The following is a 26,154-nucleotide window of genomic DNA, read 5'->3' on the forward strand; positions in this document are numbered from 1 at the left end:
GAAGTTAAGTCTTGTTCGGCTGAAGCGCCGCCCCTAGTATTCGCTTCGCCGCCGGTCGCACAGGCCTGCGGCATCGAAGAACAAGACGGAGACAAGCACTTGGCCCCCTGGAGCCGATTGACCGCGGACGAGATGCAGCTGCTGCAGACCACCTTCTGGTCGGCCGGCGGCTCTCGCCATGGCATGGCCGAGCAGCTCGGCTTCTCGAAGAGCAAGGCCAATGCGTTGATCGCCGGCCTGGTCGACCAGGGCCTTCTCGCCGAAGCCGGACTGCAGCGCTCCTCGGGCGGCCGGCGGCCCGAGAACCTCCAATTGCATGCCGGCCTCGGCGTGGTGGTGGGCATCGACATCGGCGCCACCAGCCTCGACGTCGCCGTGCTGGGCCCGAACCTCGCCGTGCTGGCCCACCACGCGGAAGCCGCCGACGTGCGCGAAGGCCCGGGCGTCGTTCTGGCCCGGGTGCGCGTGCTGGTGCGCGAGTTGCTGGCGCGGGCCGGCTTCGAAGCCCGCCAGGTGATCGGCATCGGCATCGGCGTGCCGGGACCGGTCAACTTCGAGATCGGTCAGCTGGTGAACCCGCCGCTGATGCCGGCCTGGGACAGCTTCTCGATCCGGGACTACCTGCGCGAGGACTACGCGGCGCCGGTGTTCGTCGACAACGACGTCAACCTGATGGCGCTCGGCGAGCTCTGGCGCCTCAGGCGCTCGCTCTCGAACTTCCTCGTCATCAAGGTCGGCACCGGCATCGGCTGCGGCATCGTCTGCCATGGCGAGGTGTATCGCGGTGCCGCCGGGTCTGCCGGCGACGTCGGCCACATCTGCGTCGACCAGGAAGGCCCGCGTTGCCATTGCGGCAACCTGGGCTGCGTCGAGGTCATGGCGGCCGGCCCGGCGATCACGCGGATGGCGTTGCAGGCTGCCGAGGCCGGCGAGAGCGCCGCGCTGGCGGAGTGCCTGCGCAGCAACGGCCGTATCGAGGCGATCGATGTCGGCGAGGCCAGCCGTGCGGGCGATGCCTCGGCCAACGCGATCGTTCAGCGCTCCGGCAGCCTGATCGGCCAGATGCTGGCATCGATCGTCAACTTCTTCAATCCGTCGCATGTGTTCATCGGCGGCGGCATCACCCGCATCGGGCCGCTGTTCCTGGCCGCCGTGCGGCAGAGCGTCTACCAGCGTTCGCTGGCGCTGTCGACGCGGCACCTGGAGATCCAGTACACGCCGTTGGGCGCGCAGGCCGGCCTGATCGGCGCCGGCGTGCTGGCGATGCACGAGACGCTGAAGGTGCGCGGAGTGGCGCCGTGAAAAACGCTGTTGCCGTCGAGTTCGACAGCGTGGTGAAGGCCTTCGGTCCGGTGCAGGTACTGCATGGCGTGAGCTTCTCGCTGGCACCCGGCCGTGTCTACGGCCTGCTCGGCGAGAACGGTGCCGGCAAGTCGACGCTGATGAAGATCCTCGCCGGCTACGAGTCGCTGACCGGCGGCACGCTCACGGTCAATGGCGAGCCGCGGCAGTTCACCAGCTCGCGCGATGCCGAGGCACTCGGCATCGTGCTGATCCACCAGGAGTTCAACCTGGCGGAAGACTTGAGCGTGGCCCAGAACATCTTTCTCGGCCACGAGAAGAAGAAGGGCTGGCTGCTCGACGACGCTGCAATGGAGCGCGATGCGGCGAGTGCGCTGGCGGAGGTTGGACTCGACATCGATCCGAGCACCAAGGTGCGCCGGCTGATCGTGGCCGAGAGGCAGCTGGTCGAGATCGCCAAGGCCATCTCGCGCCACGCGCGCCTCCTGATCATGGACGAGCCGACCGCGACCCTCACGCCCGGCGAGACCGAGCGCCTGTTCAAGCTGATCGCCCAGCTGCGCGCCGACGGCGTGACCATCGTCTACATCTCGCACAAGCTCGACGAGGTCGAGCAGGTCACCGACGAGGTGATCGTGATGCGCGATGGCCGTTTCGTCGCGAGAGCGATGACCTCCGACATCACGCGCCACCAGATGGCGAACCTGATGGTCGGGCGCGAGCTGGCCGATCTCTATCCGCCGCGCGACGTGGTGGTCACGGCGGCCGCACCGGCGATGCGCGTGCGCGACTTCGTCGTGCCCGGGTGGGCGCAGAACGCGAGCTTCGAAGTGCGTCCGGGCGAGATCCTGGGCTTTGCCGGCCTCGTCGGCGCCGGGCGCACCGAGCTGTTCGAAGGTCTGCTGGGCCTGCGCCCCGCCACGGGCACGGTCGAGATCGAAGGCCAGGCGCTCGCTTTTCGCAATCCGCGCGATGCCGCCAGGCATGGACTGACCTACTTGAGCGAGGACCGCAAGGGCAAGGGCCTGCACGTCAACCTCGGCCTGCGCCAGAACCTGACGCTGATGGCGCTCGAACGCTATGCGCGGCCCTGGCTGAAACCCGAGGCCGAACGCAGCGCGCTGGCCGAGGCCGTGAAGGACTACGGCATCCGCACCGGCGACCTCGATGCCCGGGCCTCCTCGCTGTCGGGCGGCAACCAGCAGAAGCTGGCGCTGGCCAAGGTGCTGCAGCCGCGGCCCAAGGTGGTGGTGCTCGACGAGCCGACGCGCGGCGTCGATGTCGGCGCCAAGCGCGACATCTACTTCCTGATCCAGCGACTGGCCCGCCAGGGGCTGGCCGTGATCGTCGTGTCCTCCGAGCTGATGGAGCTGATCGGACTGTGCCACCGGGTCGCGGTGATGCGCGCGGGCCGATTGGTTGCGACGCTCGACGCCCAAGATCTCACCGAAGAGGAGCTCATCGCTCATGCCACCGGAACAAAATAGGCTCCCCCCCGTTGCTTGCTCACTTCGTGTAGCCGCCTCCCCCCTTCAGGGGGCAACACCAGCGGCCCGGCAGAGCCGGTTCCGCGGTGTTCCACGAACGGGCTTCGCTGCGCTTGCCGCGGTGTGCTGAGGACCCGGCATGGCTTCCTCCTCCGAATCCACGKCAGCACACCGCGCTGAGACACGACCGCGCTGGACCGAGCGTCTGCACGGCTTGGGCCCGGTCATCGGCCTGGTGCTGCTGTGCATCGCCGGCACCTTGCTGAACGGCGATTTCGCCACGCTCGACAACGCGATGAACGTGCTCACGCGCACCGCCTTCATCGGCATCATCGCGGTCGGCATGTGCTTCGTGATCATCTCGGGCGGCATCGACCTGTCGGTCGGCTCGATGGCCGCGCTGATTGCGGGCTGCGTGATCATGTTCATCAATGCGATGGGCCCGGCGCTCGGCTCGCCGCTGCTCGCGGTGGTGCTCGGCGCGGTGCTGGCCGTGGTGCTCGGCGCCGCCTTCGGCCTGGCGCACGGGCTCTTGATCACCAAGGGGCGCATCGAGCCCTTCATCGTGACACTCGGCACGCTGGGTATCTTCCGCGCCTACCTGACCTACTTCGCCGACGGCGGCGCGCTGACGCTCGACAACGAGCTGTCGGACCTCTATGCGCCGGTGTACTACGCGAGCCTCGCGGGCATCCCGGTGCCGGTGTGGGTGTTCTTCGTCGTCGCCGTGATCGGCGGCCTGATCCTCAACCGCACCGCCTACGGGCGCTATGTGCAGGCGATCGGCTCGAACGAGCAGGTGGCGCGCTATGCGGCGGTCGGCGTCGACAACGTCAAGATCATGACCTACGTGCTGCTCGGCGTCTGCGTCGGCATCGCGACCCTGCTGTACGTGCCGCGGCTCGGCTCGGCCTCGCCCACCACCGGCCTGCTGTGGGAGCTGGAGGCGATCGCCGCGGTGATCGTCGGCGGCACCGCCTTGAAGGGCGGCGCCGGCAGCATCACCGGCACCGTGATCGGCGCGATCCTGCTTTCGGTCATCAGCAACATCCTGAACCTCACCAGCATCATCAGCGTGTACCTCAACGCCGCGGTGCAGGGCATCGTGATCATCGTCGTGGCCTTCCTGCAGCGCGGCAAGCGCTAGGCCGCCGCCAACGTTCATTTCCCGTCCGTCCCACTTCGTTCACAACAGGAGACAAGCAGCATGACACCACTCACTCGACGCCTGGCGCTGAGCGCCCTTGCCGCCGCGAGCATCGCGGCCTTCCCGGCGCTGGCAGCCGCCGAGACGGTCAACCTCGGCGTCTCGATCCCGGCCGCGACGCACAGCTTCATGGGCGGCATCAACTACTGGGCCAACCAGGCCAAGAAGGACCTCGAGAAAGAGCACAAGGACCTGAAGATCACCATCAAGACCGCGGCCAACGCGCCCGAGCAGGCCAACCAGCTGCAGGACCTGTCGACCGTGAGCAAGATCAACGCGCTGGTCGTGTTTCCGTTCGAGTCGGCCGCGCTGACCAAGCCGGTGGCCCAGGTCAAGGCCAAGGGCACCTATGTCACGGTGGTCGACCGCGGCCTGACCGACACCAGCGCGCAGGACGCCTACGTGGCCGGCGACAACACCGCCTTCGGCAAGATTCCCGCTGAATACATTGCCAAGAAGCTCAACGGAAAGGGCAATGTGGTGGCGTTGCGCGGCATCGCCACCACGCTGGACAACGAGCGCATGGATGCCTTCAACAGCGTGCTCAAGGACTACCCGGGCATCACGCTGCTCGACGCCAAATACGCCAACTGGAACCGCGACGACGCCTTCAAGGTCACGCAGGACTACCTGACGCGCTTCAAGAAGATCGACGCCATCTGGGCCGCCGACGACGACATGGCGGTGGGCGTGCTGAAGGCCATCGAGCAGGCCAAGCGCGACGACATCCTGGTGGTGTTCGGTGGCGCCGGCGCCAAGGGAATGGTCAAGACCATCATGGACGGCAAGGATCCGCGGATCCAGGCCGACGTGAGCTACTCGCCGAAGTTCATCTACGACGCGATCAAGCTCACGGCCGAAGCCCGGCTGAAGGGCGAGAAGCTGCCGGCGACGACGATCATTCCTTCGGTGCTGATCACCAAGGACAACGCGAAGAGCTTCTACCACCCGGACTCGCCTTTCTGATTGTTGCTCGCCCCCAGGTTGCCCGGCACTTCGTGTCCGGGCGCCCACCCCCCTACCGGGGGCAACACCAGCGGCCCGGCAAAGCCGGTTCCTCGGTGGCACTGTTACTCGCCCCCAGGTTGGCTCACTGCGTGTAGCCGCCCACCCCCTACCGGGGGCAACACCAGAGGCCCGGCAAAGCCGGTTCCTCGGTGTTTCACCAAGGGCGCGCTTCGCGGCGCTTGAATTTCCATGAATCACGACATTGCTCAACGGAAACTGCGCTACGCCATGGTCGGCGGCGGTCGCGATGCCTTCATCGGCGCGGTGCACCGCAAGGCGATCGCGCTCGACGGGCAGATCGAGCTGGTCGCCGGCGCGCTGTCGTCGAGCCCCGAGAAAGCCAGGGCCTCGGGGCGCGAGCTGTTCCTGGCCGAGGACCGCAATCATGGCGACTGGCAAAGCCTGCTCGCCGATGAGCTGAAGCGGCCCGCCGGGGAGCGCATCGACTTCGTGTCGATCGTGACGCCGAACCACGTCCACTTTCCGGTGGCTCAAGCCTTCGTCGAGGCCGGCTTCCATGTGGTCTGCGACAAGCCGCTGGTGCACACGCGCGTGCAGGCCGACGCGCTGGTCGCGGCGGTGGCACGGCAGGGCACGGTGTTCGGCGTCACCTACAACTACACCGGCTACCCGATGGTCCGGCAGGCGCGCGAGATGGTCCGCGCGGGCCAGCTCGGCGAGATCCGCAAGGTGGTCGTCGAATACAACCAGGGCTGGCTCGCGACGCGTCTCGAAGGCGAAGGCAACAAGCAGGCCGCGTGGCGCAGCGACCCGGCGAAGAGCGGTGCCGCGGGGGCGATCGGCGACATCGGCTCGCATGCCGAGAACCTGGTCGCGACCGTGACGGGCCTTCAGATCGAAAGCCTCTGCGCCGACCTGAGTTCGCTGGTGCCCGGGCGGCCGCTCGACGATGACGGCAGCCTGCTGCTGCGCTTCGCCGGCGGTGCGCGCGGCGTGCTGATCGCATCGCAGATCAACACCGGGCTCGAGAACGACCTGCGGCTGCGGGTCTCCGGCACGATCGGCACGCTGATCTGGCGGCAGGAACAGCCGAGCGAACTGACGCACCTGCCGCACGACGGGCCGAAGCGCATCCTCACGCGCGGCTCGCCCTGGTTGTGCGAAGCGGCGCAGCGCGCGAGCCGGCTGCCGAGCGGGCATCCGGAAGGCTTCATCGAGGCCTTCGCCAATGTCTACGGCGGGGTGGCGGCGGACATCCGGGCGCGGCTCGCGGGCCAGGCCGCGGATCCGCTTGCGGCTGACTATCCGCGCGTGGAAGACGGCGCACGCGGCATGCGCTTCATCGAGCGCACGGTGGCCTCGGCGGCCAGCGAACTGAAGTGGACGCCCTGGTGAAGCGGGCACTGGGGTCGTAGGCCGCGGCTCACGGCGCGTCGCGCCCGATCAGCGAGGGCATCTCGGGCTACAGCACCACCGGCGCATCCGGCAGCTCGTTGCGATCCGCCTGCCCTTCCGCCAGCGGAAAGTGCTCGACCAGCAGCGCCGACACCTCTTCCAGCGCCTGGGTCAGCCCGTCCTCGAAGCGCCCCTCGCGGAAAGCGGAGCCCATGCGCTGGGCCATCGCTGCCCACTGCGCGTCGTCGACGCGGGCATCGATGCCGCGGTCGGCGACGATCTCGATCGCGTGCTCGGCCAGCAGCAGGTAGATCAGCACGCCGTTGTTGTGCTCGGTGTCCCAGACCCTCAGCTTGCCGAACAGCATGATCGCGCGCTCGCGCGCCGGCGCACCGCGCCACAGGTAGGACAGCGGCAGCCCGGCCTCGACGCAGATGCGGACCTCGCCGCTGTGGCGCCGCTCGCTGGCGGCGACGCGGCGCGTGAGCCGGTCCAGCACCTCGGCCGGCAAGGCGCGGCGAACATCGGCCTCGTCGGTCCAGCGGTGGCGCCAGATGCGGCCCAGTCGGGCGAACAGCGAAGCGGAGGAAGATGAAGGAGATGCCATGGCTACCAGTCTCCCGAAGCGCCGCCGCCGCCGAAGTCGCCTCCGCCACCCGAGCTGAAGCCACCGCCCCCGCCCGAAGACGATCCGCCGCCCCAGCCGCCGCCACCGCCCAAGCCGCCGCCAAAGCCGCCACCGCCCCGCCGCCCGATCGACGGCCCGGCGCCGAGAGCGGTCGACAGCAGCGTGAAGAGCAGGGCGCCCAGCGCCGCCAGCACCGCGATCACGAGGCTCGATGTCAGCACCATCACCACCACGCCGGTCAGCCCGCCGAGCGCCAGCGAGCCCGGGACCTTGCCGAGGATGCGGCGCGCGATCGGCCCGCCCACCAGCACGACGGCGAACAGGAAGATGCCGAGGTCCTGCCAGTTGAAGCCGCTGCCGGAAGCGCGGCCGTCGCCGAAGTCGCCGCCGCGCGCATCGACCTCCGGCAGGGCCTCGCCGTTGACGCGGGCGATCAGCTGGTCGGCCGCGGCATCGAGTCCGCCGGCGAAGTCGTTCTGGCGAAAGCGCGGCTTCATCGCCTCGTCGATGATGTGCGCCGCGGCCAGGTCGGGCACCGCGCCTTCGAGCGCCTTGGCGACCTCGATGCGCATCTTGCGGTCGTCCTTGGCGACCACCACCAGGATGCCGTCGCCGACCGCCTTGCGGCCGATCTTCCAGGCGTTGCCGACCCGGTTGGCATAGCTCGCGATGTCCTCGGGCTGCGTGGTCTTGACCATCAGCATGACGATCTGCGAGCCCTTCTTCTGCTCGAAGGCCTGCAGCTTGGCGTCGAGCGCGCTGCGTTGCGCGGCGCTCAGCGTGCCGGTCTGGTCGATCACGCGGGCGTCGAGCGCGGGCACCGGCAGCAGGCCCTGTGCCTGCGCGCCGACCAGCGCCGCCGCCATCAGGAGGAGGGCCGTCAGCGCCTGCCGGATGCGGGCCGCCGTCATCGCGTGCTGCCGCCCGCTACTTCTTCGGAGCGCTGAAATCGACCGTCGGCGGCGTCGAGATCTGGGCTTCGTTCTGGACCGAGAAATTGGCCTTGGGCGGGTAGCCCATCACCTTGGCCGTCAGGTTGGTCGGGAAGCTGCGGGCCAGCACGTTGTACTCCTGCACCGTCTGGATATAGCGGTTGCGCGCCACCGTGATGCGGTTCTCGGTGCCCTCCAGCGTCACGCGCAGGTCGCGGAAGGCCTGGTTGGCCTTCAGATTGGGATACTGCTCCGACACCGCCATCAGCCGCGACAGCGCGCTCGAGAGCTCGCCCTGCGCCTGCTGGAACTTGTTGAAGGCCTCGGGATTGTTGAGCGTCTCGGGCGTGACCTGGATCGAGGTCGCCTTGGCGCGCGCCTCGATCACCTTGGTCAGCGTCTCCTGCTCGAAGTTGGCTTCGCCCTTGACCGTGGCGACGATGTTGGGCACCAGGTCGGCGCGCCGCTGGTACTGGTTGAGCACCTCGCTCCAGGCCGACTTGCTGGCCTCGTCGAGACGCTGGAAGTCGTTGTAGCCGCAGCCCGCGAGCGACAGCGTCGCGACGATGATCAGTAGCCAGCGTTTCAACATGTCCGAATCCTCTCTGTGCGAAGTCGGCAAAGGTAGCATAGAAGGATGGCGCCAGACCCCCTCCAGGCCCTGCAGGCCGCGAACCGCCGGCCCCTCGACGGCAGCCCCTCGAAGGGCACGCTGCTGATCGCCGGCGCCACCGGCGCCCTGGGCCACGAGCTGGTACGGCGGCTCGCCGGCCGCCATCGCTACGACCACACCCTGGTACTCGCGCGCGAGCCGATCCGTGACGGCCTGCCGGGCGTCGAGACCGTGCAGGTGCCGGCCTTGCCGATCGCGCAATGGCGGTCCGTGGCGGCCCACACCGCCCTCGTGCTGTTCGAGCCGCCGCGGCTTTTCTATGATCGCGAGCGGGCGCTGTGGACGCCCGAGCCGGCGCAGCTGCCGGCGCTGGCGGCCTGGCTGCGAACCTGCGGCGTCCGGACGCTGGCCGTGGTGCTGCCGCACGACCAGGGGCGCCTGCCCGAGGCGCTGAAGCACGGCCTGGCCAGCCTCGACGAGCAGGCGGTGGTGGCGCTGGGCTTCGAGCGCGTGCTGCTGGTGCGCTCGGCGCAGAAGCCGGCGGCCGTGCGCTACTCCAGCGTGGGCGAGCGGCTGGCAGCCTGGATGCTGTCGATCGCCCGTTTCATGGTGCCGGCCAGTGAGCAGCCGGCGCGGGCGTCGAAGGTGGCCGAGCTGGTCGATGTCGCCCTGGCGCTGGCGCCGCCCGGCGTCCACGTGGCCGCTCCCGAACTGGTCTGGCGCGCGACCCAGGGCGAGCTGCGGGCCGTCGTGCAGGGCTGGGTGGCCGCGCCCCCCTGAGCCGACACGCGACCGAGGCAAAATCACCAACTCCGGCAGCACCCTCCATGTCCACCAAAGCCAAACTCCGCGCCAGCGCCATCGGCGGCACCGCTGACGACGTCGAAGCCGCCTTCTACGAAGCCCTCCAGCGCGGCGACGTCGATGCCCTGATGGACTGCTGGGCCGACGAGGAAGAAGTGTTCTGCGTCCACCCCGGCGGGCCGCGGCTGGTCGGGGCCGAGGCGATCCGCGCCGCCTTCGAGCACATGTTCGGCAACGGCGCCATCCAGGCCACGCCGGCGCGGGTGCGCAAGGTCGAGTCGCTCGCCAGCGCGGTGCACAACGTGCTGGAGCGCATCGAGGTGCTGACCGCCGAGGGGCCGCGCCACGCCTTCGTGCTCGCCACCAACGTCTATCACCGCACCGCGCAGGGCTGGCGCATGGTCGCGCACCATGCCAGCCCCGGCAGTGCCCACGAACCCGGCGACGCCGTCGAGGCGCCGCAGACGCTGCACTGAGCCATGCAATACTGAGCCATGCAATACGTCGCGCCACGCTGGCTGCCGGGCGGCAATCTACAGACCATCTGGCCGGCGCTGGTTGCGCGGCGCGCCGAGGCGGCCCTGCCCGGTTACCGGCGCGAACGCTGGACCACGCCCGACAGCGATTTCATCGATATCGACTTCCTGGATGCCGCGGTGGCCGGCCCGAAGCCGATGCTGGTGCTGTTCCATGGCCTCGAAGGCTCGTCGCGCAGCCATTACGCGGAAGCCTTCGCGGCCTTCGCGCACGCCCGCGGCTGGGACTACGCGGTGCCGCATTTCCGCGGCTGCAGCGGCGAGCTCAACCTGGCGCCGCGGGCCTACCACTCGGGCGACTTCGAGGAGATCGGCTGGATCCTGGCCCGGCTGCGCGCGCGGCGGCACCCGGCGCAGCCGCTGCTGGCGGCCGGCGTCTCGCTCGGCGGCAATGCGCTGATGCGCTGGGCCGAGGAGGCCGGGGGCGAGGCCTCGAAGCTGGCGAACGCGGTGGCCTCGATTTCCGCCCCGCTGGACCTGGCGGCCGGCGGCGCCGCGATCGGCCGCGGCTTCAACCGGCTGGTCTACACGCGGATGTTCCTGTCGACCATGAAGCCCAAGGCGCTGGCCAAGCTGGCCCAGTATCCGGGCCTGTTCGACCGCGACGAGCTGCTCGCGGCCCGCGACCTCTACGCCTTCGACAACGTCTTCACCGCGCCGCTGCACGGTTTTCGCAGTACCGACGACTACTGGTCGCGCGGCTCGGCCAAGCCGCACCTGCACCGAGTCCGGATCCCGGCCCTGGTGGTGAATGCCGTCAACGACCCCTTCGTGCCGGCCGCCAGCCTGCCGCGCCAGGACGAAGTCGGCCGCCACGTCACGCTCTGGCAGCCCGCCCATGGCGGCCATGTCGGCTTCCCGCTGGGACCGCCCCCGGGCCACGTCCGCGCCATGCCCGAGCGCGTGGTCGACTGGCTCAAAGACCACCTCTGACCCGCGAGAGCAGAATCCCTTCATGGATGACATCGTCAAACAGGCCCTGGCCAAGTGGCCGAACGTGCCCCATTGCTACGGCTGGCTCGGACTCGATGCCCGCGGCAACTGGTTCATGCGCGACGACCGCACGCAGGCCATGGGGCCGTTCACRCAGGCCAGGGGCTCGCAGCTGCGGCACKAAAAGCTGATCGATTTCATCCAGCGCAACTACGAGCATGACGAGAAGGGCCAGTGGTTCTTCCAGAACGGGCCGCAACGGGTCTATGTCGAACTCGAAGCCGCTCCCTGGATCTGGCGCATCGCGGAAGACCTGTCGGTCAGTTCCCACGCCGGGTTGCCGATCGAGCCCACCGCCTGCCTGCTCGACGGCGAGGGCAAGCTCTACCTGGTGGCGGACATCGGGCTCGGCCTGGTCCACACGCAGGACGTCGGGCTGGCGGCCGAGGCGGTCGAGCAGGGGCGCTGGGTGCCCGAGGACGTCCGCGCCGAGGACCTTCCGGCCCGCTTCGGCTTCGTGCCGAGCCCGGCGGCGAGCCAGCCGGCGCCCCCCGCGCCACCGTCACGACCATGAAAAAAGCCCGCGTCGCGCGGGCTTTTTTCGGGGGGCGAATCGCTTACTTGCCGGCTGCCACCGCGGGGGCTGCCGCATCGGCGGCGGCGCCTTCGGCTGCCGCCGGCCGGTCGGGCACCGGGAAGGTGGCGCCGCCCGAATTCGCCATGTAGACCACGGCGCGGCCGATCTCGAGGTCGTCGAAGTCGCCGCCGCCCTGGGCCGGCATCGCGCCCTTGCCCTTGAGCGCATGCTCCACCAGCGTGGCATAGCCCTGGCCGATGCGGGGGCCCCAGGCCGCGGCATCGCCGTAGTGCGGCGCGCCCGGGATGCCCGGGGCGCCGTGGCAGGTCACGCACTGGGCCTTGAACACGGCCTCGCCGGTGGCCAGCGCCCGGTTGGCATCGCGGATCTCGATGCTGCCGACCTTCTTGAGGCGCTCGGCGACTTCGCGGTCACGGGTGTCCTTCGAAACGCCGTAGAGCGACATGCCTTCGCCCTCCGCCGATCCCGAGGGATGGGTGCCCGACACCACGAACGACACCAGGCCGACGATGATCAGGATGGGAGCGATGAAAGAGAAAAAGACCGCGAGCAGCAACTGCCTCGGATTCTTGATCGGGCCGGTGTGGGCTTCTTCTGTGGCCTGGTAGTGCGGGTCGTCGCTCATTGCGTCCTCAGTATCGGGGGCTCGGTGGGGCTTTTCGAATCAACCGCGGATTATAGAGAGCCCCTCGGGCCCGGCCGTCCGGGAACGGCCGGGGCCCGACCCAGGGTCACTTGGTGGCCCAGCCGCCGCCCAGCGTCTTGTACAGCGTGACCTGGTTCTGCAGTCGCGCCTGGCGGACCTGCGCGGTCGCAAGCTGCGAGGTGTACAGCGAACGCTGGGCATCCAGCAGGTCGAGCCCGCTGGCGACGCCGCCGCGATAGCGCATGTCCGACAGTTGGAAACGCGTTTCCTCGGCCTTGGCCTGGGCCACCAGTGCGCGCAGCTCCTCGTCGTAGGTCGCGCGGCCCGCGAGCGCGTCGGCGACCTCGCGGAAGGCCGACTGGATCGACTTCTCGTACTGCGCCACCGCGATCTTCTGGCTCGCGCGCGCCGAGTCCAGGTTGGCCTGGTTGCGTCCGGCATCGAAGATCGGCAGCGTGATCTGAGGCGCGAAGGCCCRGGCCTTCGAACCGCTGTCGAACAGGCCCGAGAATTCCGAGCTCGTCGTGCCGATCGAGGTGGTCAGCGTCACGCGCGGGAAGAAGGCGGCGCGCGCGGCACCGATGTTGGCATTGGCCGCGATCAGCTGCTGCTCGGCGGCGCGGATGTCGGGCCGCTCGGTCAGCAGGCCGGAGGGCAGGCCGGCCGGCACCTCCGGCATCGGCGCCAGCGCCTGCAGTCCCTTGTCGCCGCCGGCGACGGTCTCCGGCGGCACCGGCGCACCGAGCAGCAGCGCCAGCGCATTCTCGTCCTGCATCCGCAGCCGCTGCTGCTGCGCGTAGGAGGCGCGTGCGGTTTCGGCCTGCGCCTCGGCGAAGCGGTAGTCGATCTCGGACGCCACGCCGTTGTCGAAGCGCAGCTTGGTGAGCTTGAGCGAGTCGTCGCGCGTGACCATGGTGCGGCGCGTGATCTCCAGCGCCTCGTCGTCGCCGAGCACTGCCAGCCAGCCGTTGGCCACGGCGGCGATCAGGCTGATCTGGGTCGACTTGCGGGCTTCCTCGGTGGCCAGGTACTGGGCCAGCGCGGCGTCCTTCAAGCTCGCCACGCGGCCGAAGAAGTCGAGCTCCCAGGCCGTCACGCCCAGGCCGACCGAATAGCTGGAGCTCACGCCGTCGCCGAGCAGAGACGGGCGTTGGCGGGTGCCGCTGGCACTGGCATTGAGGGTCGGGTACAGCGCCGAGCGGGTGATCTGGAACTGGGCCCGCGCCACCTCGATGTTGAGGATCGCCACCTGCAGGTCGCGGTTGTTCGTGAGCGAGAGGCCGATCAGCTTCTGCAGCCGCGGGTCGGTGAAGTAGTCCTGCCAGGCCACGGTGGCGGCCGGCAGCTCCCCGGGCGCGGAGGGCGCTGCCGCCGCGTTGGGGAAGGCGGCCGGCACCGGCGGCGCCGGGCGCTCGTAGGTCGGGATCAGCGAGCAGCCTGCCAGCATCAGTGCGGCGGCGCCTGCCAGGGCGGTGGTGATGAAACGCTTAGTCATGCTTTTCTTCCTCGATGCCGGCGGCCTGCGCATGGCGCTTGTCGGCCTCGTGCTGGCGAGCGCTGCCCTTGAAGAATCCGCGGACGATGACGAAGAACACCGGCACGAAGATCACCGCGAGGGTCGTGCCCGTGACCATGCCGCCGAGCACGCCGGTGCCGATCGCGCGCTGGCTCGCCGAGCCCGCGCCGGAGGCGAACACCAGCGGCATCACGCCCAGCCCGAAGGCCAGCGAGGTCATCACGATCGGCCGGAACCGCAGGTGCGCGGCGGCGAGCGCGGATTCGACCACCCCCTTGCCCTGCGCCTGCAGATCCTTCGCGAATTCGATGATCAGGATCGCGTTCTTGGCCGACAAGCCGATGATCGTGATCAGCCCGACCTGGAAGTAGACGTCGTTGGAGTAGGCCCGCAGCATCGTCGCCAGCAGCACCCCCAGCACGCCGAGCGGCACCACCAGGATCACCGACAGCGGGATCGACCAGCTTTCGTACAACGCGGCCAGGCACAGGAACACCGCCAGGATCGCGAAGCCGTACAGGATGATGGCCTGCGAGCCGGCGAGCTTTTCTTCCCGCGACTGGCCGGTCCATTCGTAGCCGAAGCCGGTCGGCAGCTGCGCCGCCAGCCGTTCCATCTCGGCCATCGCGGCGCCCGTGCTGTAGCCCGGCGCTGCGCTGGCGCTGATGCGAATCGCGGGGTAGCCGTTGTAGCGCACCGTCTGCTGGGCGCCGGTGATCCAGCGCGTGCTGGCGAAGGCCGACAGCGGCACCGGCTTGCCCTGCGCATTGGCCGCATTCAGCTTGAGCAGGTCTTCGGGCTGCATCCGCGCCGGCGCGTCGGCCTGCACCACCACGCGCTGCAGGCGGCCCTGGTTCGGGAAGTCGTTGACGTAGCTCGAGCCGAGCGCGGTCGACAGTGTCGCGTTGATCGCATCGAAGGTCACGCCCAGCGCATTCGCCTTGTCGCGGTCGATGTCGATCTGCAACTGCGGCGCGTCTTCGAGGCCGTCGGGCCGCGTCTGCGTCAGGATCTTGCTCTGCGACGCCATGCCCAGCAGCTGGTTGCGTGCGTTGACCAGCGCCTCGTGGCCCGCACCGGAGCGGTCCTGCAGGCGGAACGTGATGCCGCTGGCATTGCCCAGTTCGGGAATCGGCGGCGGGCTCAGCGGATAGATGAAGGCATCGCGAACGCTCGACAGCGCACCGAAGGCGCGGCCCGCCAGCGCGTCGGCCGTCTCGCCGGGGCCCTTGCGCTCGTGCCAGTCCTTCAGCGTCACGAAGGCAAGGCCCGCGTTCTGGCCCTGGCCCGAGAAGCTGAAGCCCATCACGCCCACCATGCTCTGCACCTCGGGCTGCTTGAGGATGAAGCCCTCGACCTGCTTCATCACGTCGAGCGTGCGCTCCTGGGTCGCGCCCGGCGGCAGCTGCACGTTGACGATGATGTTGCCCTGGTCTTCCTGCGGCAGGAAGGAGGTCGGAACCCGCAGGTAGGTGAACACCACGGCGCCGATGATCGCCGCGTAGATCACCATGTAGCGCAAGGCGCGGCGCAGGATGCGCGAGACCAGGCCCTCGTAGCCCTTGGCGGTGCGCGTGAAGCCGCGGTTGAACCAGCCGAAGAAGCCGGTCTTGGCATGGTGGTGGCCGGCTTCCACCGGCTTCAGCAGCGCCGCGCACAGCGCCGGCGTCAGGGACAGCGCCATGAAGGCCGAGAAGCTGATCGACGCCACCATCACCGCCGAGAACTGGCGGTAGATGTTGCCGGTCGAGCCGGCAAAGAAGGCCAGCGGCACGAACACCGAGATCAGCACCACGGTGACGCCGATGATGGCGCCCGAGATCTGCCGCATCGCCTTGCGCGTGGCCTCCAGTGGCGGAAGCCCTTCCTCGCTCATGATGCGCTCGACGTTCTCGACCACCACGATGGCGTCGTCCACCACGATGCCGATCACCAGCACCATGCCGAACATGGTCAGCACGTTGATCGAGAAGCCCAGCGCCAGCAGCACCGCGAAGGTTCCCAGCAGCGAGATCGGCACCACGATGGTCGGGATGATGGTGTAGCGCCAGTTCTGCAGGAACAGGAACATGACCAGGAACACCAGCACCACGGCTTCGACCAGGGTCTCGGCCACTTGCGAGATCGAGATCTTGACGAAGCGCGAGCTGTCGTACGGAATCTCCCACTTCACGCCCTGCGGGAAGAAGTGCGAGAGCTCCTCCATCTTGGTGCGGATCAGCCTGGCCGATTCGAGCGCGTTGCCGTTGGGCGCCAGCTGGACGCCGATACCGACCGCCGGCTCGCCGTTCAGGCGCGCCGAGGTCGCGTAGGCCTGGCCGCCGAGCTCGACGCGGGCGACGTCGCGCAGCCRCACCGCCGAGCCGTCGGTGTTGGCGCGCAGCACGATGTTGCGGAACTGCTCGACGTTGGTGAGCTGGCCGTTGACCACCACCGTGGCCGCGATCGCCTGGCCGGTCACGTTCGGCAGGTCGCCGATCGTGCCCGAGGCCACTTGCGCGTTCTGTCCCTTGATGGCGTTGGTGACGTCGCTCGACGACAGGTTGAAGCCCTGCAGCTTGGCCGGATCGATCCAGACCCGCATCGAACGCTCGGTGCCGAACAGCTGCGCCTGGCCGATGCCCTTGACGCGCTGCAGCTCGGGCACCACGTTGCGCGCGGCATAGTCGCCCAGCGCGATCGGATCGTAGGCCGGGTTGTCGGACGACAGAATCGTGAACAGCAGGAAGTTGGTGCGCGACTTGTCGACCCGCACCCCTTGCTGCGTCACGGCCGCGGGCAGCCGCGGCGTGGCACGCGAGAGCCGGTTCTGGACGTCCACCTGCGCCAGGTCGGCGTCGGTGCCGGGCGCGAAGCTGATCGTGATCGAGCCGGTGCCGTCGGCCTGGGCCACCGACTCCATGTAGATCATGCCGGGCGAGCCGTTCATCTCGCGCTCGATGACCGCCAGCACGCTGTCCTCGAGCGTCTGCGCGGACGCGCCCGGGTAGGCGGCGTTGATGACGATGGCCGGCGGAGCCACCGGCGGGTACTGGGCGATCGGCAACTGCGTGATCGCCACGCCGCCCACCACGAGGATGAACAGGGCGATCACCCAGGCGAAGATCGGACGGTCGATGAAGAACTTGGCCATGCGGGCGGGCTCCTTACTTCGCGGCCGCAGCAGGGGCGGCCGCAGCGGAGGCGGCCGGTGCCGGGGCGGCGGCGCCCTTCGGACCGGTCCATGGAACGGCCTTCACGGGCGTGCCGGGCGGCATCATCTGCAGCCTCTGGAAGCCGTCGACCATCACCTGCTCGCCGGCCTTCAGCCCGTCGAGCACCACCCACTGGTTGTTCTGGGCGGCGCTGATCTTCACCGTGCGCTTGCTCAGCTTGCCGTCGGCGCCCACCACCGTCAGCGTGTCGCCCTGCTGGGTGCGGGTCACGGCCTGCTGCGGTACCGTGATGGCGTCGACGGCCTGCGCCTGCTCGAGGCGTACGCGCACGTACAGGCCCGGCAGCAGGTCGCCCTTCGGGTTCGGCACCTCGGCGCGCAGCGTGATCTGGCCCGTGGTCTGGTCGACCGTCAGGTCCGAGAACAGCAGCCGGCCAGGCAGCGGGTACTCGCTGCCGTCCTCGAGCGCGATGCGCACGCTGGCCGCCTCGCCGCCCTGGGCGTGCTTGAACTGGCCGTCCTGCAGCGCGCGACGCAGCCGCAGCACCTCGGTGGCCGACTGCGTGAAGTTGACGTACAGCGGGTTGATCTGCTGGATCACGGCCAGCGCCGTGGCGTCGCCGCCCTGGCCCACCAGTGCGCCCTCGGTCACCAGCGAGCGGCCGATGCGGCCCGAGATCGGCGCCGTCACGGTCGCGTAGCCCAGGTTGATCCTGGCGGTCTGCACGGCGGCGCGGCCGACCGCGATGTCGGCCTCGGCGGTCTTTGCCGCCGCCACCGCGTTCAGGTATTCCTGCTTGCTGACCGCATTGGCCTCGACCAGGGGCTTGTAGCGCTCGGCCAGGGCACGGGCCTGCACCGCGTTGGCCTCGGCGCGCGCCAGGCTGGCCTCGGCGCTCTGCGCGGCGGCGGCGTAGGGGGCGGGGTCGATGCGGAACAGCACCTGGCCGGCCTTGACGTCGCTGCCTTCCTGGAACACGCGCTGCATCAGGATGCCCGCGGCGCGTGCACGCACCTCGGCCACGCGGGTGGATTCGAGCCGGCCCGGCAACTCGGTCACCAGGCCGACGTTGGTCGGCGTCGCGACCACCACGCCGACCTCGGGCGCGGGATGGCCGCCGCCGTCGGCCTTCTGGGCCTCGCCCTTGCCGCAGGCGCTCAGTGCGAGCAGCATGACAGTGGCGGCGGCAACGGCCGCGAGGCGTGGGGGGATCAGCGAACGGCGCGAGACATGCAAGTCGGGCATGTGATTCCTTTGAAGGGAGGACAGAAGACGTTTGGCGCGCGGGTGCCTAAAGCATCGCGGCGATCTTGACTATCGGCAAAAGGCCTCTATCTTACATACATTCATGAATGTATAGTGGCGACCTTGCCCGGCCGATGGATTTTATGAACGGAGTGTGAAAGTGGTCAGACGCACCAAGGAAGAGGCGCAGGAGACGCGCAACCGCCTGCTCGATGCGGCGGAGGTGCTGTTTCAGGCCCAGGGTGTGTCACAGACCAGCCTGCAGCAAATTGCGCACCAGGCCGGCGCGACCCGGGGCGCGATCTACTGGCACTTCAAGGACAAGGCTGCGCTCTTCAACGCCATGATGGACCGCGTCACGCTGCCGCTGGAGGCCGAGGTGGCCAGGGCGTCCGCGGGCGGGGGCGCCGAGGCCATGGACGAGCTCGAGCACCAGATGGTGGAGGCGCTCAAGCTCATGACGACCGACATGCAGGTGCGCCGCGTGTTCGACATCGCCACCCACAAGGTCGAATACACCCACGACATGGAATCGGTGCAGCAGCGCCACCTGACGGCGCGCAATGCCTGCGTGATCGAGTTCGAGAAAGCGATGGTGGCGGATGTCCGCCGCACCCGCAGGCGCCTGCCCATCCCGGCACCGGCGGCGGCTCAGGGGCTGCATGCGCTGATCAGCGGGCTGATCCAGAACTGGCTGCTGGACCCGGCCGCGTTCGACCTCGTGGCGACCGGGCGCCAGGCCTTCCGGGTGTACCTCGCGGGGCTGGGTTTTACCCGGCCCGTGCCACACGCCGTCTGATCAGCGATAATAGAGAGCTTCCGATGTTTCGGAAGCTCCTCTCGCTGTATTTCAACGGATAGAATTCGGCCCTCCGAAGGCTGAGATCCAGGTTCGATTCCTGGCGGCGGGACCAGATACAAGTCCGGAAGAGTTCAAACTCTTCCGGACTTTTTCGTTTCTTCGCTGAAAACCACCCGCTGCGGCAGGTTCTCGGAACCGAGCGCTGCAGGTGGCGACCCAGGTTTGCAAGATGACGGGATTTCACGTCGACACTCCTTTCGCCTTTTGCGCCTGCGGGCCCGCCAAGCGCTATTCATAAATGGAATAGCGCAGTGTAGGCATGTTGTGTGCGTGTTGACCGCATCCCGTCGCTCCCGCGCCGCGGCGCCGATCACCGCGATTTCGGCTCGCCGAGCCCCGCGACCCGCACGTTGACCGACGTAGCGGTTTTTTTCCTCTGGCCGGCATTGCACTTAAGTGCAAGTGACATCCGGCCTGCGTGCGCGTATGGTGGCCCCGCCTCTCCTCACCAACGCAGGTCCAATATGAAGAACCCCCAAAGACTCGCTTTGCTTGCGGCATGCGCCGCGCTGACCCTTTGCGCCGGCACCGCCGGTGCGCAGACACCACCGGAGCGCAGGACCATCCACCTCGACGACGCCCGGGGCGGTTCGGCCGTGCTGTCGGTCACCGGCGAGATCACCGCGGTGGACGTGGCGCACCGCATCGTGTCGATCAAGGGCCCGAAGGGCGACATCTCCGACCTCCGGGTCGATCCGGCGGTGAGGAACCTCGAGCAGGTCAAGGTCGGCGACCGGGTCCGCCTGAGCTACCGCATCGGCGTCGCGCTGGCGCTGATGAAGGGCGGCGACGGCATCCGCGAGCGGGTCGAGACCGAGTCGGCCGCCGTGGCCGCGAAGGGCGCCAGGCCGGGCGGCGTCGCCACCACGCGCACGACCATCATCGCCAATGTCTTCGCCGTCGACCGCAAGAAGAACATCGCCACGCTGCGAGGGCCCAGCGGCCAGTTGACCGACGTGCACGTGCGCGATCCGGAGGTGCTGCGCGACGTCAAGGTGGGCGACCAGGTGGTCGCGAACATCACCGAATCGGTGGCGTTGAGCGTGAGGCCGGCACGGGCGAAGTGAGCGAGAGAGCCCGGCTGCGGAGGCATCGAGCCTCGGCAGCCGTGGCGTCGGGACTGCCGCCCGCGCGTTCGAATCAACAACGAACGTCCATGCATCGTTGACCCGAGCATCGATCCTTGAGATGCTCGGCCGGTGATCAGCGAACTCAAGACTTTCATCGCCGTCTGCAAGCACGGCACCTTCGCGGCGGCCGGCGAGCGCATCGGCCTGACGCAGTCGGCGGTCAGCAGCCAGATCAAGCGGCTCGAAGAATCCTTGGGGTTCGAGCTCTTCGACCGCACCGGGCGGTCCGCCACCCTGAACGTCGCCGGCCAGACCACGCTCGCGCGTGCGGAAGAAATCTGCGCCCTCTACGCCAGGCTCGGCGATCCGCCCGGCGGCACAGCCACGCGCGGACTGCTGCGCGTGGGCGCCATCGCATCGACGCAGCCGACCCTGCTGGCGCGTGCGCTCGAAGGGTTCCGCAAGGCGCTTCCCCTGGTTCGCGTGCATGTGTCGCCCGGCGTGTCGATGCGCCTGATGGACGACCTGGACGCCGGCCAGATCGATGCCGCCCTGATCATCCGGCCGCCGTTCGGCGCGCTGCCGGACATGACGTGGCAGGCCTTGGTGCACGAGCCCTATGTGCTGATCGTGCCCAAGACCGTGCCGGGCACGGACTGGCGAACGCTCATCGAGTCGCAGCCCTTTCTTCGCTATGACCGTGCCTCCTTCGGCGGCCGGATGGTGGAAGCATTCCTTCGCCGCGAGGGCCTTTCGGTCAACGATGCGATCGAGATCGACGAAATCCCGGGCCTCATCCACCTGGCAGCGAAGGGCCTGGGCGTGGCGCTGGTGCCGTTGGTCGAAGCGCACCTGCCGCTCCCTGCAGGCGTGCGCGTGGTCTCGCTGGGCGAATCGACCTTCCACCGGGAAATCGGCCTGCTCCAGCGCAAGCCTCGGGCGAGTCCGCCCATCGTCGCGCTGTTCGCCCAGTCCTTGCGGGAGGCCGCCGAGGTCCGCAAAGACAAGCGGCGCGCCTGAGCGCCGCCTTCAGACGGCGAACAACGAATCCAGGTTCGCGAAGGACTTGAATTCGAGCGCGTTGCCCGAAGGGTCGAGGAAAAACATCGTCGCCTGTTCGCCCGGCTCGCCCTTGAAGCGGATGTAGGGCTCGATGACGAATTCGGTCTTGCGCGCGACGAGCTTGTCGGCCAAGGCCTGCCATTGGTCCATCGGCAGCACGGCGCCGAAATGGCGTACCGGCACGTCGTGGCCGTCGACGGGACTGTGCTGCCGGTGGCCGCATTCGTCAGGGGCCAGGTGCGCCACGATCTGGTGGTCGTAGAAATTGAAGTCGACCCATTCGGGGGCGCTTCGGCCTTCCGGGCAGCCCAGCAGATCGCCGTAGAAGGCGCGGGCCTCGGCAATGTCGCGCACGGGGAAAGCCAGGTGAAACGGAATGGGTGTGCTGGGAGTGGTCATGGATGTCATCGCTGTGGGGAGTGCCGGTGACCAGACTCTAAGCAGCGGATCCCATTGTCGAAAGCGATATGTTTTCTTGCTCAGCACCACGATTCTCGATGAATCGACGCGAGCCAGGGGCAGCCACAATGCCGGGTCGATGCGCCGCCCCCTCGGGCGACCTGCATGCCAAGTCCATTGCCGGCACGTGCAGCCGGGTCAGGTCGCAATTTTGTTCGGTAGCAAGCGATCGGTCTCGCGCTTCACCACCTCGTAGCATTCGCACACGTGCCGTTCGAGACCCGGACGGTCCAACACGGTGATATGGCCCCGAGCGTACTGAATCAGGTTCAGGCGGTGCAGCTTACCGGCCGCCTCCGTGACCCCCTCGCGTCGCACGCCGAGCATGTTGGCGATGAGTTCCTGCGTCATGACCAATTCGTTGCCCGGCAACCTGTCAAGGCTCAACAAGAGCCAACGACACAACTGCTGCTCGAGCGAATGGTGTCGATTGCATACCGCCGTTTGCGACATCTGGGTGATCAGCGCCTGGGTATAGCGCAGCAGAAGATGAAGCAACGGTCCGCCCTGTTCGACCAGTTGCTTGATATGGCTCGCGCTCAGGCGAAACGCATAGCCTGCACTTTGCACCACCGCCCGGTTGGGTGTGCTGCCCCCGCCCATCAAGAGCGAGACGCCGACCATGCCCTCGAATCCCACGACCGCGATCTCGGCGGATTGCCCGTTCTCGAGCACGTACAACAGCGACACGATGCAGTCGGTCGGGAAGTACACATGCTGCTGGACCACCCCTGACTCGTAGAGGACCTCGCCCAATTCGAGCTGGACCAGTTCGAGGAGCGGCGCCAGACCGGCACGCACATCCGGGGGCATCACTTCCAGGAGGCCATTGCGCGCCGAAGCTGGGCGCCGTGTAGACGCGTTCGGAGTCGAAGTCATGACAAGCCGGAGCCTCTGAAATGCACGTCATTTGTGGTGAATGTAGCGCCGCCCGTGTGCTGTTGCAAAAGCCACCCTTTTGACGGCACAGGCACGCGGGCTGTCACGAGCTTCCTCTATGCGCGATACCGAACAGACAGGGCGCGCGCGTCCGGTCACAGTGACTGATGCGGCCTTTTTGAGCTGCGTACTACTCGACAAGCGCAAGGCGAAACTGGCAATCAGGGAAACACCGGAGCGACGGGCGCCAGAGGCAACACCGGTTCCGGTGGCAGCACGGTTGTTGTGTGTGCCTTGCTCCAACCAGCGCTGCTCGCATCACTCACTGAAAGGTGGACATCGTGAAAACAACATCCTGGATGACGGCCGCGGCCATCGGCTCCCTCTTGACTTTGGCAGGATGTGCTGGGACCGGCCCCAACCAGCAGCTCGGTATCGCCGGCGGAGCCATCGGCGGTGCGGTGCTTGGCAACGCGATCGGCGGCAACGCAGCGTCTACAGTGGGAGGGGCCGCCGTCGGTGGCCTGATCGGCAGTGAAGTGGGGCGAAACGCGGACCAGCGCAACTACAACAACAACTATTACAACAACGACCGTGGCTACTATCCCAACAACGGCCCCCGCTACTGAGCGCTTCCGCTTCGACAGAGACGTGCCGTCGGGCACGTTTTTTTTGGCCTGAAGAAGCGCGTACCCCATTCGGGGCCACGCGCTATATCTTGCCCAGCAGCAACAGAACGACCAGGATCACCAACACCAGCCCGATGCCGCCGCTGGGGCCGTAGCCCCATCCCCGACTGTGGGGCCAACTTGGAATCGCGCCGATGAGCAGCAGGATCACGATGATCAGCAGAATTGTTCCCAATGTCATTTCATCTCTCCTGTCAGTGAGTCATAGCAGCGCAGCGTTCGAGAAAACTCACGCAGCGCACCGATGCCGCTTGCCTCGGCGTGCCGGCACCAGGTTTCCAGCTGTTTCACCAGTTGCTCCTTCGAGGCGGCAGATCGGCTCCACAGGGCAGTGAGATCCTGCCGCATCGAGTAGATGGTGCGCAGCACGGAGCTGGAGTCCAGCGCCTGTTCCAGGACTGCGCGCTGCGTCGCGGGCAATTCCCTCGCGTCTCTTTGCAGCAGGTACTTGACCGGGTCCAGCGCCTTGAAGTCCGTCGAGCCTGGCATCACGCTGGCCCGCAGGCTGCGGATCTCTTCCACGGCAATCGGACGCAGCGATCGGGCAAATCTGGCCAGCACTTCGTAGCGGTGCGTGATGACGGCCTGCAGCGTGCTGACGTCGCAGCAGGTCTTGGATGTGTCGTAGCGGATCCTGGGCGTCACGTTGCGCACCTTTGCGAGGTGCATCATTTCCAGGATGCGGATGTACATCCAGCCGATGTCGAACTCCCACCACTTGTTGGAAAGCCTGGCGGAGGTGACGTAGGCGTGGTGGTTGTTGTGGAGCTCTTCGCCGCCGATCAGAATGCCCCACGGCACGACATTGCTGGAGTTGTCGTCGGGCGAGAAATTGCGGTAGCCCCAATAGTGACCGACGCCGTTGATGACGCCCGCGGCGAAGAACGGAATCCACAGCATCTGCACCGCCCACATGCTGAGCCCGATCGGGCCGAACAGGGYGACGTCGATCCCCAGCATGAGGCCGATGCCGAGCCGGGTGTACCTTGCGTACAGCTTGCGCTCGATCCAGTCGTCGGGAGTGCCGCTGCCGTATCGTTCGAGCGTTGCGGCGTTCCTCGCTTCCACGCGATAGAGCTCGGCGCCCTCCAACAGCACCTTCCTGATGCCATGGATCTGCGGGCTGTGGGGGTCTTCGGCGGTTTCGCAGTTGGCGTGGTGCTTGCGATGAATCGCCGCCCATTCCTTGGTCACCATCCCGGTAGTGAGCCACAGCCAGAAACGGAAAAAGTGGCTGACGAGGGGATGGAGTTCCAGCGCGCGATGCGCCTGATGTCGATGCAGGAAAATCGTGACCGCCGCGATGGTGACGTGGGTCGAGCCCAGCGTGACCATCACAAGACCCCACCAGGGCAGATCGAGCAGACTGAGTTGCATCACAAGGTCCGTTGTGGGACGACGCGATGCCCGCCGTTGATCTCGGCGGTTGGCGCGATGCCCCGCCTGCAATGTTATTCAAACGATGGCGATCGTCTGTGCGCTGCCGAACATACAAGGCAGTATCGGCGGCCTATGCTCGAGGCAAGCGCTGTAGAAGAGCACCACCATGGTAATCCTCGAAGCCAGACCCACCCTGGAATTCCGTGTTGACCGTTTCCTCCGACCCCCGAAAGAACCACCTGCTTCGCATGCTGCCGGACGCCGAGTGGCAGCGCTGGCTGCCGGAGCTCGAGTGGGTGGACATGCCGCTCGGGCAGGTGCTCTATGAATCGGGCAACACGCTCAGCCACGTGTACTTTCCGACCACCGCCATCGTCTCGCTGCTCTATGTGATGGAAAACGGCGCCTCGGCCGAGATCGCCGTCGTCGGCAACGAGGGCATCGTCGGCATCTCGCTCTTCATGGGCGGCGAGTCCACGCCCAGCCGCGCGGTGGTGCAGAGCGCGGGCCAGGGTTGGCGGCTGAAGGCGCAGATGATGAAGGACGAGTTCAACCGGGCCGGCCCGGTGCTGCACCTGCTGCTGCGCTACACCCAGGCGCTGATCACGCAGATGGCCCAGACGGCGGTGTGCAACCGGCATCATTCGCTGGACCAGCAGCTGTGCCGCTGGCTGCTGCTGAGCCTGGACCGCCTGAAGGGCAACGAGCTCGTGATGACGCAGGAGCTGATCGCCAACATGCTCGGCGTGCGCCGCGAAGGCGTGACGGAGGGCGCCCTCAAGCTGCAGAAGGCCGGGCTGATCCGTTATGCGCGCGGGCGCATAGCGGTGCTGGACCGCGAGGGTCTGGAACAACGCACCTGCGAGTGCTATGCGGTGGTCAAGAAGGAGTACGACAGGCTGCTTCCGAAACGCCTGGCGACTTGATCGCTATCGCTCTGTGCGCTGGCAGACAGTCGCGCCGCTGCGAATCGCGCAGACTGAAAGTTGTTCAACCGCACAGGAGCGCCTGTTGGCCACCGTCGAGAACCACCTCATCGAAATGCTTCCCCGCGAAGATCGCCGGAGCCTGTTGGCCCTGTGCGAGCCGATCCAATTGGTGCTGGCCGAGGTCCTGTGCGAGCCTGGCGAGCCGACGCGGCATGTCTACTTCCCGATCGACGGTTTCATTTCGCTGGTGGCGCGGTCCGACAGCCATCCGGGCCTCGAAGTCGGCATGGTCGGCCGTGAGGGAATGCTGGGCGCGCAACTGGCCCTGGGCGTGGCCGCTGTGCCATTGCACGCGCTGGTGCAGGGCCCGGGCGCAGCATGGCGCATGGCTGCCGCTGACTTCCGGCACGAACTCGCACGCAGCGCGGCGCTGCAACGCGGTCTGAACCGTTACGTCTACGTCTTGATGTCGCAACTGGCCGCTTCGGCAGCATGCCTGCGCTTTCATCTGATCGGTCCGCGGTTGGCGCGCTGGCTACTGATGAGCCAGGACCGTGCCCACTCCGACAGCTTCCATGTGACACACGAGTTTCTCGCCCTCATGCTCGGTGTGCGCCGGGTCGGCATCACGACGGCCGCCAGTGCCTTGCAGCGCAGCGGGCTGATCGAATACCACCGCGGTGACCTCACGGTGCTCGATCGCGGCAGACTCGAGGCGATGGCGTGTGGCTGCTATGCCGCGGACCGGCAGGCCTACGCGAAACTGCTGACTTGAAAGCTCGATATAGAGGGCCTCGAAGACTCCCGGACGGTGGCCGCCGCACCCGAGCCGGAGCGCGTGCATCTGCATCTATCAAT

General features: G+C 67.7%; 26 protein-coding genes and 1 tRNA gene. 16 read left to right on the forward strand and 11 right to left on the reverse strand.

Annotation, left to right across the window (positions count from 1 at the left end; genetic code table 11):
* Window positions 1–132 precede the first annotated feature (132 nt).
* The 5 genes from AC1D2E_RS05505 to AC1D2E_RS05525 all read left to right on the forward strand — a co-directional run bounded on the left by AC1D2E_RS05505 (window position 133) and on the right by AC1D2E_RS05525 (window position 6,360).
* Window positions 133–1,302 (forward strand): ROK family protein, encoded by a 1,170-nt coding sequence (locus AC1D2E_RS05505; RefSeq protein WP_478196519.1) that lies wholly within the window; start codon window positions 133–135, stop codon window positions 1,300–1,302.
* The gene (locus tag AC1D2E_RS05510; RefSeq protein WP_478196472.1) at window positions 1,299–2,789 is read left to right on the forward strand and encodes a sugar ABC transporter ATP-binding protein; all 1,491 of its coding nucleotides are present in this window, start codon (window positions 1,299–1,301) and stop codon (window positions 2,787–2,789) included. The genes AC1D2E_RS05505 and AC1D2E_RS05510 overlap by 4 nt, the downstream gene beginning before the upstream one ends.
* Before the next feature lie 139 nt (window positions 2,790–2,928).
* Window positions 2,929–3,936, forward strand: a complete 1,008-nt coding sequence (locus tag AC1D2E_RS05515) for an ABC transporter permease (RefSeq protein WP_478196473.1) — start codon at window positions 2,929–2,931, stop codon at window positions 3,934–3,936.
* Window positions 3,937–3,996: 60 nt separating this feature from the next.
* Window positions 3,997–4,962 (forward strand): substrate-binding domain-containing protein, encoded by a 966-nt coding sequence (locus AC1D2E_RS05520; RefSeq protein WP_478175188.1) that lies wholly within the window; start codon window positions 3,997–3,999, stop codon window positions 4,960–4,962.
* 231 nt (window positions 4,963–5,193) lie between these two features.
* Window positions 5,194–6,360 (forward strand): Gfo/Idh/MocA family protein, encoded by a 1,167-nt coding sequence (locus tag AC1D2E_RS05525; RefSeq protein WP_478196474.1) that lies wholly within the window; start codon window positions 5,194–5,196, stop codon window positions 6,358–6,360.
* A 67-nt stretch (window positions 6,361–6,427) separates the two neighbouring features.
* Here AC1D2E_RS05525 and AC1D2E_RS05530 read toward each other — a convergent pair whose 3' ends face one another.
* From AC1D2E_RS05530 to AC1D2E_RS05540, 3 genes are read right to left on the reverse strand one after another with little or no spacing between them, the layout of a single operon-like run.
* Window positions 6,428–6,967, reverse strand: a complete 540-nt coding sequence (locus AC1D2E_RS05530) for a TPM domain-containing protein (protein ID WP_478196475.1) — start codon at window positions 6,965–6,967, stop codon at window positions 6,428–6,430.
* 2 nt (window positions 6,968–6,969) lie between these two features.
* Window positions 6,970–7,899 carry a TPM domain-containing protein gene (locus AC1D2E_RS05535; protein WP_478196476.1) on the reverse strand — a complete coding sequence of 310 codons (930 nt, stop codon included), beginning with the start codon at window positions 7,897–7,899 and terminating at the stop codon, window positions 6,970–6,972.
* Between the two features lie 16 nt (window positions 7,900–7,915).
* Window positions 7,916–8,512, reverse strand: a complete 597-nt coding sequence (locus AC1D2E_RS05540) for a LemA family protein (RefSeq protein WP_478175184.1) — start codon at window positions 8,510–8,512, stop codon at window positions 7,916–7,918.
* 45 nt (window positions 8,513–8,557) lie between these two features.
* Between AC1D2E_RS05540 and AC1D2E_RS05545 the strand changes: the two genes are divergently transcribed.
* From AC1D2E_RS05545 to AC1D2E_RS05560, 4 genes are read left to right on the forward strand one after another with little or no spacing between them, the layout of a single operon-like run.
* On the forward strand, window positions 8,558–9,313 hold the full coding sequence (locus AC1D2E_RS05545; RefSeq protein ID WP_478196477.1) for a hypothetical protein: 756 nt from the start codon (window positions 8,558–8,560) through the stop codon (window positions 9,311–9,313).
* A 47-nt stretch (window positions 9,314–9,360) separates the two neighbouring features.
* On the forward strand, window positions 9,361–9,813 hold the full coding sequence (locus AC1D2E_RS05550; RefSeq protein ID WP_478175182.1) for a YybH family protein: 453 nt from the start codon (window positions 9,361–9,363) through the stop codon (window positions 9,811–9,813).
* Between the two features lie 18 nt (window positions 9,814–9,831).
* Complete coding sequence (locus tag AC1D2E_RS05555) at window positions 9,832–10,806, forward strand: YheT family hydrolase (protein ID WP_478196478.1); 975 nt, start codon at window positions 9,832–9,834, stop codon at window positions 10,804–10,806.
* A gap of 22 nt (window positions 10,807–10,828) precedes the next feature.
* Window positions 10,829–11,380: a DUF2946 family protein gene (locus AC1D2E_RS05560; protein WP_478196479.1), complete on the forward strand. Its 552-nt coding sequence runs from the start codon at window positions 10,829–10,831 to the stop codon at window positions 11,378–11,380.
* A gap of 43 nt (window positions 11,381–11,423) precedes the next feature.
* Here AC1D2E_RS05560 and AC1D2E_RS05565 read toward each other — a convergent pair whose 3' ends face one another.
* From AC1D2E_RS05565 to AC1D2E_RS05580, 4 genes are all read right to left on the reverse strand, one after another.
* Window positions 11,424–12,029, reverse strand: coding sequence for a c-type cytochrome (locus AC1D2E_RS05565; RefSeq protein ID WP_478175179.1), 606 nt, complete (start codon window positions 12,027–12,029; stop codon window positions 11,424–11,426).
* 106 nt (window positions 12,030–12,135) lie between these two features.
* Window positions 12,136–13,545 carry an efflux transporter outer membrane subunit gene (locus AC1D2E_RS05570; protein ID WP_478196480.1) on the reverse strand — a complete coding sequence of 470 codons (1,410 nt, stop codon included), beginning with the start codon at window positions 13,543–13,545 and terminating at the stop codon, window positions 12,136–12,138.
* Window positions 13,538–16,699: an efflux RND transporter permease subunit gene (locus AC1D2E_RS05575; protein ID WP_478196481.1), complete on the reverse strand. Its 3,162-nt coding sequence runs from the start codon at window positions 16,697–16,699 to the stop codon at window positions 13,538–13,540. The genes AC1D2E_RS05570 and AC1D2E_RS05575 overlap by 8 nt, the downstream gene beginning before the upstream one ends.
* Window positions 16,700–16,712: 13 nt before the next feature.
* Window positions 16,713–17,966: an efflux RND transporter periplasmic adaptor subunit gene (locus tag AC1D2E_RS05580; protein ID WP_478196482.1), complete on the reverse strand. Its 1,254-nt coding sequence runs from the start codon at window positions 17,964–17,966 to the stop codon at window positions 16,713–16,715.
* A 160-nt stretch (window positions 17,967–18,126) separates the two neighbouring features.
* On the opposite strand from AC1D2E_RS05580, the gene AC1D2E_RS05585 reads away from it, so the two are divergent.
* From AC1D2E_RS05585 to AC1D2E_RS05600, 4 genes are all read left to right on the forward strand, one after another.
* Complete coding sequence (locus AC1D2E_RS05585) at window positions 18,127–18,765, forward strand: TetR family transcriptional regulator (protein WP_478196483.1); 639 nt, start codon at window positions 18,127–18,129, stop codon at window positions 18,763–18,765.
* 40 nt (window positions 18,766–18,805) lie between these two features.
* A tRNA-Arg gene (locus AC1D2E_RS05590) sits at window positions 18,806–18,880 on the forward strand.
* A 412-nt stretch (window positions 18,881–19,292) separates the two neighbouring features.
* Window positions 19,293–19,895, forward strand: a complete 603-nt coding sequence (locus AC1D2E_RS05595) for a hypothetical protein (RefSeq protein ID WP_478196484.1) — start codon at window positions 19,293–19,295, stop codon at window positions 19,893–19,895.
* 132 nt (window positions 19,896–20,027) lie between these two features.
* A complete protein-coding gene (locus AC1D2E_RS05600) occupies window positions 20,028–20,918 on the forward strand; it encodes a LysR family transcriptional regulator (RefSeq protein WP_478196485.1) in 891 nt (296 codons plus the stop codon).
* Window positions 20,919–20,927: 9 nt separating this feature from the next.
* Here AC1D2E_RS05600 and AC1D2E_RS05605 read toward each other — a convergent pair whose 3' ends face one another.
* Both AC1D2E_RS05605 and AC1D2E_RS05610 read right to left on the reverse strand, forming a co-directional pair.
* Window positions 20,928–21,359, reverse strand: coding sequence for a VOC family protein (locus AC1D2E_RS05605; protein WP_478196486.1), 432 nt, complete (start codon window positions 21,357–21,359; stop codon window positions 20,928–20,930).
* 198 nt (window positions 21,360–21,557) lie between these two features.
* Window positions 21,558–22,298, reverse strand: a complete 741-nt coding sequence (locus AC1D2E_RS05610) for a Crp/Fnr family transcriptional regulator (RefSeq protein WP_478196487.1) — start codon at window positions 22,296–22,298, stop codon at window positions 21,558–21,560.
* Window positions 22,299–22,639: 341 nt separating this feature from the next.
* On the opposite strand from AC1D2E_RS05610, the gene AC1D2E_RS05615 reads away from it, so the two are divergent.
* Window positions 22,640–22,927: a glycine zipper 2TM domain-containing protein gene (locus AC1D2E_RS05615; protein WP_478196488.1), complete on the forward strand. Its 288-nt coding sequence runs from the start codon at window positions 22,640–22,642 to the stop codon at window positions 22,925–22,927.
* 82 nt (window positions 22,928–23,009) lie between these two features.
* Here the strand turns inward: AC1D2E_RS05615 and AC1D2E_RS05620 are convergent, their stop codons facing one another.
* Both AC1D2E_RS05620 and AC1D2E_RS05625 read right to left on the reverse strand, forming a co-directional pair.
* A complete protein-coding gene (locus AC1D2E_RS05620) occupies window positions 23,010–23,168 on the reverse strand; it encodes a DUF3309 family protein (RefSeq protein ID WP_478196489.1) in 159 nt (52 codons plus the stop codon).
* A complete protein-coding gene (locus AC1D2E_RS05625) occupies window positions 23,165–24,364 on the reverse strand; it encodes a DesA family fatty acid desaturase (RefSeq protein WP_478196490.1) in 1,200 nt (399 codons plus the stop codon). The genes AC1D2E_RS05620 and AC1D2E_RS05625 overlap by 4 nt, the downstream gene beginning before the upstream one ends.
* Window positions 24,365–24,615: 251 nt before the next feature.
* Between AC1D2E_RS05625 and AC1D2E_RS05630 the strand changes: the two genes are divergently transcribed.
* Window positions 24,616–25,293, forward strand: a complete 678-nt coding sequence (locus AC1D2E_RS05630; protein ID WP_478196520.1) for a Crp/Fnr family transcriptional regulator — start codon at window positions 24,616–24,618, stop codon at window positions 25,291–25,293.
* A gap of 85 nt (window positions 25,294–25,378) precedes the next feature.
* A complete protein-coding gene (locus AC1D2E_RS05635) occupies window positions 25,379–26,071 on the forward strand; it encodes a Crp/Fnr family transcriptional regulator (RefSeq protein ID WP_478196491.1) in 693 nt (230 codons plus the stop codon).
* The last annotated feature ends 83 nt before the right edge of the window (window positions 26,072–26,154 follow it).

Source organism: Variovorax sp. P1_H2 (genome assembly GCF_056405295.1).